Annotated in this window: 13 protein-coding genes and 1 pseudogene; 8 read left to right on the forward strand and 6 right to left on the reverse strand. The window is 71.6% G+C overall.

The genetic code is table 11. From position 1 onward, the window contains the following. The first annotated feature begins 1 nt into the window (after position 1). The 3 genes from ACTWQE_RS23910 to ACTWQE_RS23920 all read left to right on the forward strand — a co-directional run bounded on the left by ACTWQE_RS23910 (position 2) and on the right by ACTWQE_RS23920 (position 2,906). Positions 2 to 637, forward strand: coding sequence for a DJ-1/PfpI family protein (locus ACTWQE_RS23910; RefSeq protein ID WP_443331085.1), 636 nt, complete (start codon positions 2 to 4; stop codon positions 635 to 637). Continuing rightward, positions 634 to 1,128, forward strand: coding sequence for a MarR family winged helix-turn-helix transcriptional regulator (locus tag ACTWQE_RS23915; protein WP_443331086.1), 495 nt, complete (start codon positions 634 to 636; stop codon positions 1,126 to 1,128). Before ACTWQE_RS23910 ends, ACTWQE_RS23915 begins: the two co-directional genes overlap by 4 nt. Before the next feature lie 92 nt (positions 1,129 to 1,220). Then, positions 1,221 to 2,906, forward strand: coding sequence for a serine/threonine-protein kinase (locus ACTWQE_RS23920; protein WP_443331087.1), 1,686 nt, complete (start codon positions 1,221 to 1,223; stop codon positions 2,904 to 2,906). A 97-nt stretch (positions 2,907 to 3,003) separates the two neighbouring features. Here ACTWQE_RS23920 and ACTWQE_RS23925 read toward each other — a convergent pair whose 3' ends face one another. After that, entirely contained in the window at positions 3,004 to 4,287 is a 1,284-nt protein-coding gene (locus tag ACTWQE_RS23925) for an adenylosuccinate synthase (protein ID WP_443331088.1), read from the reverse strand. A gap of 175 nt (positions 4,288 to 4,462) precedes the next feature. Between ACTWQE_RS23925 and ACTWQE_RS23930 the strand changes: the two genes are divergently transcribed. After that, entirely contained in the window at positions 4,463 to 5,419 is a 957-nt protein-coding gene (locus ACTWQE_RS23930) for a diacylglycerol kinase (protein ID WP_443331089.1), read from the forward strand. 421 nt (positions 5,420 to 5,840) lie between these two features. Here ACTWQE_RS23930 and ACTWQE_RS23935 read toward each other — a convergent pair whose 3' ends face one another. Then, the gene (locus tag ACTWQE_RS23935; protein WP_443331090.1) at positions 5,841 to 6,383 is read right to left on the reverse strand and encodes an ATP-binding protein; all 543 of its coding nucleotides are present in this window, start codon (positions 6,381 to 6,383) and stop codon (positions 5,841 to 5,843) included. A 168-nt stretch (positions 6,384 to 6,551) separates the two neighbouring features. Between ACTWQE_RS23935 and ACTWQE_RS23940 the strand changes: the two genes are divergently transcribed. From ACTWQE_RS23940 to ACTWQE_RS23955, 4 genes are all read left to right on the forward strand, one after another. After that, positions 6,552 to 7,466 (forward strand): helix-turn-helix domain-containing protein, encoded by a 915-nt coding sequence (locus ACTWQE_RS23940; protein WP_443331099.1) that lies wholly within the window; start codon positions 6,552 to 6,554, stop codon positions 7,464 to 7,466. Further along, entirely contained in the window at positions 7,429 to 7,557 is a 129-nt protein-coding gene (locus tag ACTWQE_RS23945) for a DUF397 domain-containing protein (protein ID WP_443331091.1), read from the forward strand. The genes ACTWQE_RS23940 and ACTWQE_RS23945 overlap by 38 nt, the downstream gene beginning before the upstream one ends. Before the next feature lie 271 nt (positions 7,558 to 7,828). Next, positions 7,829 to 8,845, forward strand: a complete 1,017-nt coding sequence (locus tag ACTWQE_RS23950) for a hypothetical protein (RefSeq protein ID WP_443331092.1) — start codon at positions 7,829 to 7,831, stop codon at positions 8,843 to 8,845. A gap of 80 nt (positions 8,846 to 8,925) precedes the next feature. Then, the gene (locus ACTWQE_RS23955; protein ID WP_443331093.1) at positions 8,926 to 9,582 is read left to right on the forward strand and encodes a DUF433 domain-containing protein; all 657 of its coding nucleotides are present in this window, start codon (positions 8,926 to 8,928) and stop codon (positions 9,580 to 9,582) included. A 15-nt stretch (positions 9,583 to 9,597) separates the two neighbouring features. Here ACTWQE_RS23955 and ACTWQE_RS23960 read toward each other — a convergent pair. From ACTWQE_RS23960 to ACTWQE_RS23975, 4 genes and pseudogenes are all read right to left on the reverse strand, one after another. Then, positions 9,598 to 9,783: pseudogene (locus ACTWQE_RS23960) on the reverse strand (cytochrome P450); the annotation flags it as partial. A gap of 32 nt (positions 9,784 to 9,815) precedes the next feature. Beyond that, positions 9,816 to 10,490 (reverse strand): response regulator, encoded by a 675-nt coding sequence (locus ACTWQE_RS23965; RefSeq protein ID WP_443331094.1) that lies wholly within the window; start codon positions 10,488 to 10,490, stop codon positions 9,816 to 9,818. Then, on the reverse strand, positions 10,487 to 11,794 hold the full coding sequence (locus ACTWQE_RS23970; RefSeq protein ID WP_443331095.1) for a sensor histidine kinase: 1,308 nt from the start codon (positions 11,792 to 11,794) through the stop codon (positions 10,487 to 10,489). The genes ACTWQE_RS23965 and ACTWQE_RS23970 overlap by 4 nt, the downstream gene beginning before the upstream one ends. A 314-nt stretch (positions 11,795 to 12,108) precedes the next feature. After that, positions 12,109 to 12,583: alpha/beta hydrolase family protein (locus ACTWQE_RS23975; RefSeq protein ID WP_443331096.1), on the reverse strand; the 475-nt coding region annotated here is incomplete at its 5' end.

The following is a 12,583-nucleotide window of genomic DNA, read 5'->3' on the forward strand; positions in this document are numbered from 1 at the left end:
CATGCTTCGCAAGACCGTTCACGTGGCCGTCTACGACACCCTGGCCGACTGGGAATTCGGACACGCGACCGCGTATCTGCGCGACACCGCCTACCACCGTCCCCCGAGGGCCGGAGTGGACATCAGGGCCGTCTCGGCCACCGGCGGCGAGCCCGTCACCACGATCGGCGGACTGCGTCTGCTGCCCGACCTCGCCCTGGACGCGCTGCGGCCGGAGGACAGCGCGATGCTGATCCTCCCGGGCGCGCAGCTCTGGGACACCGGTGAGGAGAACGCGCCCTTCGCCCGGAAGGCGCGGGAGTTCCTCGACGCCGGAGTGCCGGTCGCGGCCATCTGCGGCGGGACGGCCGGACTGGCCCGGGAAGGACTGCTCGACGACCGCGATCACACCAGCGCCGTGGCCGGGTATCTCGCCGGACAGCCGGGCTACGGGGGCGGGGAGCGCTACCGGGAGGACGCGGACGCGGTGCGGGACCGCGGGCTCATCACCGCCGGACCGACCCAGCCGGTCGCCTTCGCCCGGGAGATCCTGGCCGAGCTGGACCTGATGGAGCCGGAGGTGCTCGACGCCTGGTACCGGCTGTTCGCGCACTCGGACGCCGGCGCCTTCCCCGTCCTGATGGGTGCGAGCGGATGACTCCGGCGCCTGCGCAGCGGCCTGCAACCGAGCCGGATGGGTCCGGGCGGTCGGCCGAGAAGGAACTGCTGTCCCGGACCGCCCTCGGTGTCTTCCGTCTGAACGGCCAGTTCCTGGCCGTCTCGGAGCAACTGGCCCAGCCTGCCGGGCTGACCGCCGCCTGGTGGCAGGTGCTCGGCGCCGTCCTGCACGAGCCGCTGCCCGTGTCCGGCATCGCCCGCGCCATGGGCATCACCCGGCAGAGCGTGCAGCGCATCGCCGATCTGCTGGTCGGCAAGGGGCTCGCCGAGTACGTACCCAACCCCGCGCACCGCCGCGCCAAGCTGCTCCGGCCCACCGAGGAGGGCCACGCCGCCGTACGGCGGATCGGGCCGGGCCACGCGAAGCTCGCCGAGGCTCTCGCGAAGGAGCTGGGACCGGACGCATTCGCCGAAACCGTACGGGTGCTGGAACGGCTGTCCCGCGCCATGGACACCATCGAGGACGCCTGAGGCATTGACCCGCTCCGCTGTCCCTCCCGGCCTCTATCCTCTTGCCCATGGGGGAAGTTCGGGGGAATCGGGCGAGGGGGGACGACGGGGACATGGACGCACTGAGGTCCGATGACCCGCAGCGGATCGGCGCGTACCGGCTGCTGGGAAGACTCGGGGCGGGGGGCATGGGGCTGGTCTATCTGGCCCGTTCCGACCGCGGCCGTACGGTCGCGGTCAAACTGATCCGCCAGGAGCTGGCCGACCAGGAGGAGTTCCGCAGGCGCTTCCGGCAGGAGGTCCACGCCGCCCGACGGGTCGGCGGGGAGTGGACCGCACCCGTTCTGGATGCCGACACCGAGGCGCCCACGCCCTGGGTGGCGACCGGCTATATCGCCGGTCCGTCGCTGCAGAGCGTCATCACCGAGCACGGGCCGCTGCCCGAACGGTCCGTCCGCGTCCTGGCGGCCGGGCTGGCCCGCGCCCTCCAGGACATCCACGGCGCCGGACTGATCCACCGCGACCTCAAACCGTCGAATGTGCTGGTGACCATCGACGGCCCGCGCGTCATCGACTTCGGCATCGCCCGCGCCCTGGGGACCGTCACCGACGGCGGCCTCACCCGCACCGGGGCGATGGTCGGCTCCCCCGGCTTCATGGCACCGGAGCAGGTGCGCGGCGAGAGCATCACCACGGCCTGCGATGTCTTCTGCCTCGGGTCGGTGCTGGCGTACGCGGCGTCGGGGCAACTGCCCTTCGGCACGGCGAACAGCGGACTGCACGCACTGATGTACCGCATCGCCGAGGAGCGGCCGGACCTCACGGGGCTGCCCGAGCAGCTGCGGGAGCTGGCCGCCGACTGTCTCACCAAGGACCCGGCGCAGCGCCCCACACCGGCACAGGTGCTGGAGCGCGCGGACGCGGAGGGGCAGCCCGGGGAGCCCTGGCTGCCCGGTGGGCTGGTCGCCCAGCTGGGGCGGCATGCCGTGCAGCTCCTGGACGCCGAGAACCCGGAGGCCGCACCGCCGGCCGGACCCCGGGCGCAGGGCCCGCACTCCATGCCGACCATGGTCGCGCTGCCCGCCGAACCGCCCGCGCCCGGACCGCCCACACCTCCGTACGGCCCGCCGCCCCCCGCCACGGCCGCGTACGGCCATCCGCAGCCCGGCTACGGCTACCCCCAGCCCCCCGCGGGGTACGGCACCACGGTCGGGTACGCCCCGGAGCCGGAGCGCCGGGTCCGTACGACCGCGCTGATGGTGGCCGTCGCCCTGGTGGTGGCGCTGGCGGGCGGCACCACCGTGTACGCCCTGATGCAGAAGGACGACGCGCGCGGCAGCCAGTCCCGGGAGCGGTCCGCGACCTCGAACGACCGTGCCGGTACCGGGGGCGAGGAGTCCCCGGCGGGCGGCAGCAGTGGCTCCGGCGGCTCCCCGTCCCCGTCGGACCCCTCGGGGAGCGCCGCCGGGGGGATTCCCCAGGAGTACCTGGGCACCTGGGAGTCGCGCTTCGGCGCCTCGGGCACGGACGTACGGCGGTTCACCCTGCGGCAGGGAGCCCCGGGCGAGACGGTCTTCACCATGACCGCTGACGGTGCGAGCTACCACTGTGCGTTCACGGCGGAGCTGAGATCCGCCGGCCCGCCGGTCGAACTCGAACCGTCCACGGTCACCTCCGGCCCGGCGGAGTCCTGCAAGGCCGGTCCGGTGACCGCCCTGGAACTGACCGGCGACGGCAACCTCCGCCGCACCTTCTCCGACGGCAGCGCGACGCCGCTGACGTACTCCCGGGTGGGGTGAGCGCAGCCTTCCGGCGCGGAAAGGCCCCGGCCGGGCGGTGCTCGGCCGGGGCCCCGGGCGCGTACCCCGCCCCCGTTCTCCCGCTGGCTCCTCGCCTCTAGAGGAAGGAGGTGATCTCGATCGTCTCTGTGCGGCCCGGGCCGACGCCGATCGCGGAGATCGGGGCGCCGGACATCTCCTCCAGCGCCTTGACGTACGCCTGGGCGTTCTTCGGCAGGTCACCGAAGGCCTTCGCCTTGCTGATGTCCTCGGACCAGCCGGGCAGCATCTCGTAGATCGGCTTCGCGTGGTGGAAGTCGGTCTGGCTGTACGGCAGTTCCTCGACGCGCTTGCCGTCGACCTCGTACGCCACGCACACCGGGATCTGCTCCCAGCCCGTGAGCACGTCGAGCTTGGTCAGGAAGAAGTCGGTCAGGCCGTTGACGCGGGTCGCGTAGCGTGCGATAACCGCATCGAACCAGCCACAGCGGCGGTCGCGGCCGGTGGTCACACCGCGCTCGCCGCCGATGCGGCGCAGCGCCTCGCCGTCGTCGTCGAACAGCTCCGTCGGGAAGGGGCCGGCGCCCACACGCGTGGTGTAGGCCTTGAGGATCCCGATGACCCGGGTGATCTTCGTCGGGCCCACGCCGGTGCCGGTGCAGGCACCGCCCGCGGTGGGGTTCGAAGAGGTGACGAAGGGGTACGTACCGTGGTCGACGTCGAGAAGGGTTCCCTGGCCGCCCTCGAAGAGGACGACCTTGCCCTCGTCGAGCGCGTCGTTGAGCACCAGGGTGGTGTCGGCGACATAGCCCCGGATCCGGTCCGCGTAGCCGAGGAGCTCCTCGACGACCTGGTCGGCCTGGATGGCGCGGCGGTTGTAGAGCTTGGCCAGGATCTGGTTCTTGAAGTCGAGAGCCGCCTCGACCTTCTGCGTCAGGATCGACTCGTCGAACAGGTCCTGGACGCGGATACCGACGCGGTTGATCTTGTCGGCGTAGGCCGGGCCGATGCCGCGACCGGTGGTACCGATCCTGCGCTTGCCGAGGAACCGTTCCGTCACCTTGTCGACGGTCGTGTGGTACGGCGTGATCAGATGGGCGTTACCGCTGATCAGCAGCTTGGACGTGTCGACGCCGCGCTCGTTCAGCCCGCTCAGCTCGGAGAGCAGGACCGCGGGGTCGACCACGACACCATTACCGATGACCGGAGTGCAGCCGGGCGAGAGAATCCCGGAAGGGAGGAGGTGGAGCGCATATTTCTGGTCGCCGACGACGACCGTGTGGCCGGCGTTGTTGCCGCCCTGATAGCGCACCACGTAGTCCACGGAGCCACCGAGCAGGTCGGTGGCCTTTCCCTTGCCCTCATCACCCCACTGAGCACCGAGCAGCACAAGTGCGGGCACAGGCGTACACCCCTTCCGGGCGGGGCATGTCCAACGTGCACGGCGGCGTTCGCACGGCGTTTTGAGTCGTGCGCCGCCACCAGAGCCGTCGAACCGGTGCCCCGGATAGACGAAGCCCCTGGCGCAACAGCGACAGGGGCTCTTGCACCGAGAGATTACCTGAGGAAGGACCGAGGTGTCGGCTCCAGCTCCCACCGGACACCCCCTGCTCGTCGTCATCGACCCGCTCGCCCGCCGTACCGACGGCGAGGCGGTGCGCATCGCGAAGGATGTGCTGTGTGCGGGCGCGACCGCGAAGATCTGCCTGCCGGACGGTCCTGAGGAGGTCGCGCGGGCTCTGTCCCGCCGGGGCAGTCGGCGGCCGGTGGTGGTGGGCGACGACACGGCGCTGCTGCGCATCGTAGGGATGCTGCACCGGGAACGGGTGCTGAGCGATGCGGCGCTGGCGCTGGTACCGGTCGGCGCCTCGGAGGCGGCGGTGGCGCTGGCGGGCGCCCTGGGCGTTCCGACGGGGCCGGTGGCTGCGGCGCGGGCGGTCCTGGACGGCGTGGACCACGAGATGGACCTGCTGGTGGACGACAGTGACGGCGTGGTGCTGGGCGGACTGCACCTCCCGATTCCGGCGACTGGCTCTGCGGGCTCCTCGGGCTCCTCGGGCCGGGGTGCGCCCCGGCCGTGGTGGGCGCCGGGGCTGCGGACCTGCCGCTCGCTCGTACGCGGTCTGGCGGGGCAGCGGCCGGCGCTCGGCGGGACAGGCACGTCCCTTCTGGCCGGGCTGCCCTCACCGGCGGCCTCGGCCGCGTCGCTCCCGGCCGCCCGGCCGCCCCGCGACGGCGGCTCGCACCGGCTACGGGTGGAGGCGGACGGTGAGCTGCTCGTGGACCTGGACCGGCCGGTCGAGGGGGTGTCGGTGACCACCTCGCGCTCGGGGGCCGACGGGCTGGCCCGGGTCGTCGTACAGCCGAGCGCCGAGAGCGGCGACCTGGCGCCCGTGACCGCACGGGCGCGCGCGATCACGATCTCGGGCCCGGACTTCCACTACCGGGCGGACGCGCTGGTGGGCGGCCCGGTACGCACCCGCACCTGGACGGTACGCCCGAGCGCCTGGCGCCTGACGCTCCCCCGCGGCTGACCCTTGACGGGGAGCCCGCGCCGGACGCCCGGCGCGGGCTCCGTACAAGTGCACACTGCGGGGGCGGCGGCCCCCGGCGGAAGGCGAAGTCGCCGGGGCAGCGCGGCTGGGCGCCGGGTCGCGGGCGTCGCCGCGGTGCTCAGGCGACTACCGCGGTTCCGCCGGGCGGGCGCCGGAAAGAGAGCATCACCCCGGCCTCGCGCAGCGGCTCCTCCGTGTGGCTGAGCCCGGGAACGGCGACGATGGCGGATCCCGGTGCCCGTACCGGCTCGTGGCCCAGCCGGGTGAGACCTGCCCGGAAACGGTCCGCCTGGACGGCATTGTGGGCGCCGATGACCTCGGGGCCGGTCTCCTCGATGAGGGCGATGGAGTGCTCGCCAGGCTGCCGCGCAGCGCTGCCGTGTGCGCAGCTCGCAGAGGCCTACATAGCCTGCGTGGTGGGGTCCGCCGATACTTCCGCCCAGACGGTCTTGCCTACCCCGGCGCGGGGCATCGTGCCCCAGCGAGCGGCCAGGGTGTCCACCAGAAGGAGCCCGCGGCCCGATTCATCGTCGGAGGCGGGAGCCACCGAACCGGTCCGGGGCCACTCCGGACCAGCATCCGAGACCTCGATACGGACGAGGCGCGCCTGCGCGTCCAGGGCGAGGCGGAGGCGGAACTCGCGCCCTGGCACACGACCGTGACGCACGGCATTGGCAGTCAGCTCCCCGACCAGCAGAGCGACGGTGCACAAAGTGTCGGACGCGGGCGGATGCCCCCACTCCTCCAGACGCCGCACGGCAAGCCGCCGGGCGAGCCGTGCACCTCGGGGCGACGAGGTGAACTGCATCGCGAATACCTGATGTCCGGCCCCGGTCCCGGCGCCTGCCGCCTCCCCCTCACCGAGGGCCCTTTCGGCACTCTCCGTCTCCCGTTCCGGGCCGTCGCCCGCCATGGCCGTGGTCTTCAGCACGGTGTCGTCCATCCCAGTCCATCGATCCTTGCGCACGAACCGCAGCGTGCGCGGATCGTGACGTTCCGTGCTCAAGGGTCGTCCGCCCGTCCTACGCTCGGAAGGTGATGAAGCCTTACCTTTCTGGCCGTAAGGAACGGAAGTGAGCCCATGGCCAAGGGAATTGAGCCGGGAGAGTCGATGGCGGCACTGTTCGGCTCACGCGTCCGCAGACTCCGTACGGCGGCGGGGCTGACCCAGGCCGAACTGGGCGAGAAGACGCATGTGGTCAGCACCCGGATCACGCAGATCGAGCGCTGCTCCGGGGCGAAACCGACACGAGATATGGCGCGCGCGCTCGACGACGCCCTCGGGGCGGACGACCTGCTCGTCGACTTGTGGCCGTACGTCTACCGCGAGACATTTCCGGACTGGTCGCGGGCGTTCATGGAGCACGCGGCGAGGGCTGTCTCCATCGGTCAGTACGCGGCGCACGTCGTGCCGGGCCTGTTGCAGACCGAGGACTACGCTCGGGCGGTTCTTAGGCTCGATGCCCTGCTCAGCGACGAGGAGCAGTTGGAGGAGCGTGTCGCCGCCCGGCTAGGGCGCCAGGAGCGGCTCGCTTCCCCCGACCGCCCCTATCTCTGGGTGGTCCTGGACGAAGCCGTATTGAGGCGTCCGGTTGGCGGCCGGGCCATCATGCGCGAGCAGTTGGCACGGCTGCTCGAGGCAGCCGCCGAACCTCACATCACCGTCCAAGTGCTGCCCTTCGATCAGGGCGAGCATGAAGCGATGGGCGGATCTCTGACGTTGCTGAGCCTGCCGGACGCCACGGAAGTGGCTTATACAGAGGGCGCGGACTACGGCCAACTCATCGAGGAACCGGCAGATGTTCGCCGGTACTCGGTCATTTACGATCGGCTGCGGGCAGTGGCCCTGCCCCCGCTCATGTCGCTCGACATGATCCGGTCCGTGATGGAGGGCAACCACCGTGAAGCGAGCTTCCCGTCTCGATCTGACCGGCGCCGATTGGCGCAAGAGCAGCTACAGCAACCAGGCAGGCGGCGACTGCGTCGAGGTGGCCGACGGATTCCCCGGCCTCGTCCCCGTCCGTGATAGCAAGGACCCGGACGGCCCGGCACTGGTCTTCCCCGCGGCCTCCTGGGCAACGTTCATAGGCGAGTTGAAGGCCGCTTTCCGTCTCTGAGCCCGACCGGGCACCTGTCTTCGCCGGACTCACGGACCCACCGGACCCTCGTTCGCGGGGGACCGGTGGGCCACTCAACTCCCCAAAGAACCTGGGGAAAAGAACCCCTGCCCTCCCTCCCCTCCCTCGCATCACTCGGACGGGTGACCGGCTTGCGGGTGGGGGAAGCGGGCGGTTACGTTCGCCGCGACAACCGAAAACGATTACGGCCCCCGGCCGGGACTGGCATCCCGATCGAGGGCCTGACCGATCAGGAAGAGAAGCCTTCCCGATGGCTGGACCGCAGTCTAACGCGCGTCTGCGCGCCGACGCCGGGGCACCGACCTCCGGCGTGATCCACATCCGTACCCGCCTCACCGCCGACTTCACCGTGATCGCCAATGCCCTTGCGCAGCGGCGCGGAAGCGCGGTCACCGTCGGCGTCGCGGCGTACATCCTCTCCCTGCCGGATGGCGCTTCCGTGAGCATCGCGGCCCTGTGCCGACACTTCACCGAAGGAGAGATCCTGATCTCCCGGGCACTCCGGGAACTGGAGGCGGCCGGGTATCTGGAGCGACGGCGCGAGCGCGGGCCGGGTGGCGCGATCCGTACGCGGACGTACTTCTCGGACGTGCCGGGAACGAGGGAACCCGCAACGTCGCCGCCTCGTCCCCGAAGGCGCGCGGCGGCGGAGGCACCCGTGCCGACCGTCCAGCCCGAGGCAATCCCGCACGCCGCCGACCCTGCCGCCCCCGCCACCACCGACCCCGTACATCCGGCACGGTCCGCGAAGGCAGAGCCCGCACGCTTCGCGCAGCCCGCATCAGTTCCTGTCGCTCCCCCCGCACCGGAAGGCTCGTGCCCGCCGGACACCGCGCCCCCTCCACCGATCGCGGAGCCGGACCCGCGGGCGGTCGTCATCCTCGCCTCGCTGCGCATCCGCGACCCCCGACTGATCCTGTCCCGGCAAGAGGTCGACCGGCTCGCCCCGGCCGTCACCCAGTGGCTCGCGCAGGGGGTCGGGCAGGAGGAGATCACCGACCTCCTCACCACCGGCCTCCCGGACCGCTTCCGGGCACGACCGGCTCACATCCTGGCCTTCCGACTCCGCGACCTGCCTGTCGCCGTTCCCCGATCGACCGCGGCCTCCGCTGCACATGCCGTCCCGCCCTGGCAGACCTGCGACGGAGGCTGCGAACGCGCTTTCCGCGCCGCGGAACCGGGCCGCTGCCGTGACTGCCGGTCCGACGACGTGATCACGAGGGACCAGGTCATCAACCACGACGTCCACCTGCGAACGGCATGTTGAGTCGGGCGTATGGTGCCTCTTCCCCCGTGGGAGGCTGGTGGCGCCAAGATGCGGGGTCCGACCGCAACGGGAGGTGGATCATGGTCGACAGGTTCACGGACGGGCTTCTGACGCCTGCGGAAACGTCCTCCTACCTCGAGATTCCTTCGTCGACGCTGGCGTCCTGGCTGAAGGGCAGGGCTGCCGGTGCCCCTCTGGTGCACCAGGTGGAACCCGTGCGCAAGGGTCAGCCCTCGGTGCCGTTCATTGCGGTAGCCGAAGCACACGTCCTGCGTTCGCTGCGATCGCTCGGTCTGCGCATGAGCGAGATCAGGGAAGCGGCAGCCGCTGTGCGGGATGCCTTCGACACCTCTTACGGCCTCGTCTCGAAGCGGATCGCCACGGACGGCGTGGACATCTTCGTGGAGCACGGTTTCGGGGACCTGCGCAGGGCCCGGGACGGGCAGGCCCCGATCCAGGAGGTGGTATCCGACTATCTCCGCTACCTGACCTGGGAAGACGACGACGACTTCCCTTCAAGTCTGCGGCTGAGGCAGTACCCGGATTCCGTTCCGGTCGTGATCGACCCGAGGTTCGGCCGCGGTTTGCCGGTCATCGCGGCCAATCGCGTCCCGGTGAAGGCGGTCACCGACCTCTGGGAAGCCGGCGAAACGGTCGAGGAGATCGCCTACGAGTTCGGTATGACCCCGGAACAAGTCGACTCCCTGTGCCACGCAGTGGTGCACCTTGCCGCCTGAGTTCTTCCTGGACCGCAACCTCGTACGCCCCAGCCGCCGGTCGCGGAGCAGCGCGCTCACCTCGCGGTGGTGCGGGATCAGCCACTGGCCGGTGGGTTCGAAGAAGTGCACACGACCCCGCTCCCGCAGCGCGGCGTAGGCGGGGTAGGGGTCCGTGACGAAGACGGGCGACCACGGGTTGAAGCCAGGGGCTGCGCTCATGGACCGACGCTACCCAGCACGGGCGCCGGAGGTCATCGGTCACCGCCCGGAGTCACCAGACCGATCTCGTAGGCGAAGACCGCCGCCTGAGTACGGTCGCGCAGGCCCAGCTTGACGAGGATGCGGCTGACATGGGTCTTGACGGTCGCCTCGGTGACGACCAGGCGGGCGGCGATCTCCCCGTTCGAGAGGCCCTGGGCGATCAGGGAGAGCACCTCCGTCTCACGCTCGGTCAGGGCCTCGATGCGGTCCATGCGCGGGGCACGGGGCGCGCCGAGCCGGGTGAACTCGGCCAGCAGCCGCTTGGTGACGGTCGGGGCGAGCAGCGCCTCGCCCGCCGCCACGATCCGTACGGCGTCGGCGAGCTGGCGGGCGGAGGCGTCCTTGAGGAGGAAGCCGGACGCACCGGCCCGCAGCGCCTCGTAGACGTATTCGTCGAGGTCGAAGGTGGTGAGGATCAGGACGCGGGCTCCCTCGTCGTCCTGCCGCTCCTGGGCGATCCGGCGGGTCGCCTCCAGGCCGTTCATGCCGGGCATACGGATGTCCATCAGGACGACGTCGGGACGGAGCGAGGCGACCTGGCCGACCGCCTCGCGACCGTCGAGCGCCTCGCCGACGACCTCGATGTCGGGCTGGGCGCTGAGCAGGACGGAGAAGCCCTCACGAACCATCAGCTGGTCATCGGCGATCAGCACACGGATCGTCATGCCCGGTCCTCCTCGGCGGCCGTACGGTCGAGCGGGAGGAAGGCCGCGACCTCGTAGCCGCCGTCGGCGGTGGGTTGGGCGGTCAGCTCCCCGCCGAGCATGGCGGCGCGCTCGCGCATACCCATCACACCGTGGCCCATCCCCGGGGAGGGCTGGACCTTCCCGGTCGGCGGGGTGTTGACGATCCGCAGGCCGAGGCCGGTGAGGACATAGCTGACCTCGACCCGTACCTGTGAACCGGGCGCGTGGCGCAGGGCGTTGCTCAGCGCCTCCTGGATGATCCGGAAGGCCGACAGCTCCACGCCCTGGGGCAGCGTCCGCTGGGCGCCGGAGCGGGTGATCTCGACGGACAGGCCCACGGACCGTACGCCGTCGACGAGTTCATCGAGCCGCGAGAGGTCGGGTTGCGGGGCGTCGGGGATCGCGGCGTCGGGGCCTTCGAAGCGGAGCACGCCCAGCACGCGGCGCAGCTCGGCCAGCGCCTCGACCGCGCTCTCGCGGATGGTGCCGAAACTCTTCGTCAGCTCCTCGGGCGGGTCGCTGACCCGGTACGGCGCGGCCTCGGCCTGAATCGCGATCACCGACATGTGGTGGGCGACCACGTCGTGCAGCTCGCGGGCGATACGGGCGCGCTCCTCGAGGAGGGTGTGCCGGCCGCGGACATCGGCGACCAGGGTCTCCTGCTCGGCCACCTGGCCCCGGGCGAGGAACCAGCCGCGCAGAGCGACGGCGATGGCGAGGGTGAAACCGGCGCCGACGGCCAGCGGGAAGGCGGTGATGGAGTCGTAGGGGTCGCGGAAGACGGTGTCGACCATGCTCGTGACGACCAGCGAGATCAGCCACATCTCCACGGCCACCCGCGGCCGTGAGCGCAGCGTCACCAGGGCCATCACCGCGACGAGGGCCATGATCCCCGGGCTCGGCCAGTCGCCGGTGAGCGGTGACAGGACGGTGGCTCCGAGCGACAGCCAGAAGGCACCGACGGGCCGGAACAGGACCATGACGAGCGGCAGGGTCTGCGTCAGCGCCAGGAAGAGGTCGATGACAGTGCCGATGGGCGCCGAGCTGGAGCGCGTCGACACGTCGCCCATCGTGATGACGAGAGCGAGACCGGCGACCGCTGCGTGCGGAAGCCAGCGTGTGCCGAGCCGTTCGAGCCGGGGCCGGCGGCTGATGTACTCGGCGCGCAGCGGCGGGAGCGGGCGGAAGGCCCAGACGTCCCGGAACAGGTCCTGGCTCAGGCCCTGCCAGGCCGCCCGGACTATGCGGGACTCGGTCCACGCGGATGTCGTCGTCTCGTTCACCCTGAGCACGCTACGCAGTGCGGGGCGTCGCGTCGTCACCGATGGAGGTGACTTCTCGCCGTCCGTCTCAAGGATGACGCGCTTGTAAAGGGTCGATGGGCACGGCGTAGCGCGGAGTCGCCGGGCGGAAGCTCCTGGGCCGCTGGGCCAAGGAGGCTTCTCTGCCGGGCGCTAGGGGCGGGTCGTCGGCGGCGGGCGTCGGCGGCCGGCGTCGGCGGCCGGCGTCGGCAGCGGGCGTCGGCGGCAGACGAGCTTTCGACGGAGACAGGGCGGACGAATTTCATGCGGAGGCGGAACGGCTGAGAAGCATCGCGTCAGCGGGCGAGCCGGGCGATCTCCTCGACGACGGTACGGGCGGCCGGGGCGGGCGGGTCGATGAGTGGGAAGTGTCCGGCCCCGTCGAGCAGGACCAGCCGCGTCGGTTGCCCCGCCCGGGCGGCGGTTTCGACGAACGCGGCCGCGACCTCCTGCGGAACCTCAACGTCGGTGACCCCGTGCACGACGGTCGTGGCAACGCCGGTGGGGAGCAGGGCGGCCGGGTCGGCGTACGGCTGTCGCGCCGCGTACTCCTCCGGTCCGCCGAGCAGCTGTACGACGGCGTCGGAGCACACCCGGAGCCGCCGGGCGGAGGCGAAGTCCGCGATGGGGGCGAGGGCGACGACGCCGCGGACGGGCGGAGGCGAGGGCCGGTGCCAGCGGGACCCGGCGGGCAGCCGGTGCCGGGCGGCGGCCCACAGGGCCAGCTGTCCACCGGCGGAGTGCCCGGCGAGTACGACGCGGGACGGGGCG

The organism is Streptomyces sp. 8N706 (genome assembly GCF_052245415.1).
In the GTDB taxonomy this organism is placed as follows: Bacteria; Actinomycetota; Actinomycetes; order Streptomycetales; family Streptomycetaceae; genus Streptomyces.

Excerpts from the sequence above, each read along its gene's own strand:
- ACTWQE_RS23950 (WP_443331092.1), top strand. The coding sequence starts at position 7,829 with ATGGCTGGACCGCAGTCTAACGCGCGTCTGCGCGCCGACGCCGGGGCA.
- ACTWQE_RS23935 (WP_443331090.1), bottom strand. The coding sequence starts at position 6,383 with ATGGACGACACCGTGCTGAAGACCACGGCCATGGCGGGCGACGGCCCG.
- ACTWQE_RS23920 (WP_443331087.1), top strand. The coding sequence starts at position 1,221 with ATGGACGCACTGAGGTCCGATGACCCGCAGCGGATCGGCGCGTACCGG.
- ACTWQE_RS23940 (WP_443331099.1), top strand. The coding sequence starts at position 6,552 with ATGGCGGCACTGTTCGGCTCACGCGTCCGCAGACTCCGTACGGCGGCG.
- ACTWQE_RS23910 (WP_443331085.1), top strand. The coding sequence starts at position 2 with ATGCTTCGCAAGACCGTTCACGTGGCCGTCTACGACACCCTGGCCGAC.
- ACTWQE_RS23915 (WP_443331086.1), top strand. The coding sequence starts at position 634 with ATGACTCCGGCGCCTGCGCAGCGGCCTGCAACCGAGCCGGATGGGTCC.
- ACTWQE_RS23965 (WP_443331094.1), bottom strand. The coding sequence starts at position 10,490 with ATGACGATCCGTGTGCTGATCGCCGATGACCAGCTGATGGTTCGTGAG.
- ACTWQE_RS23955 (WP_443331093.1), top strand. The coding sequence starts at position 8,926 with ATGGTCGACAGGTTCACGGACGGGCTTCTGACGCCTGCGGAAACGTCC.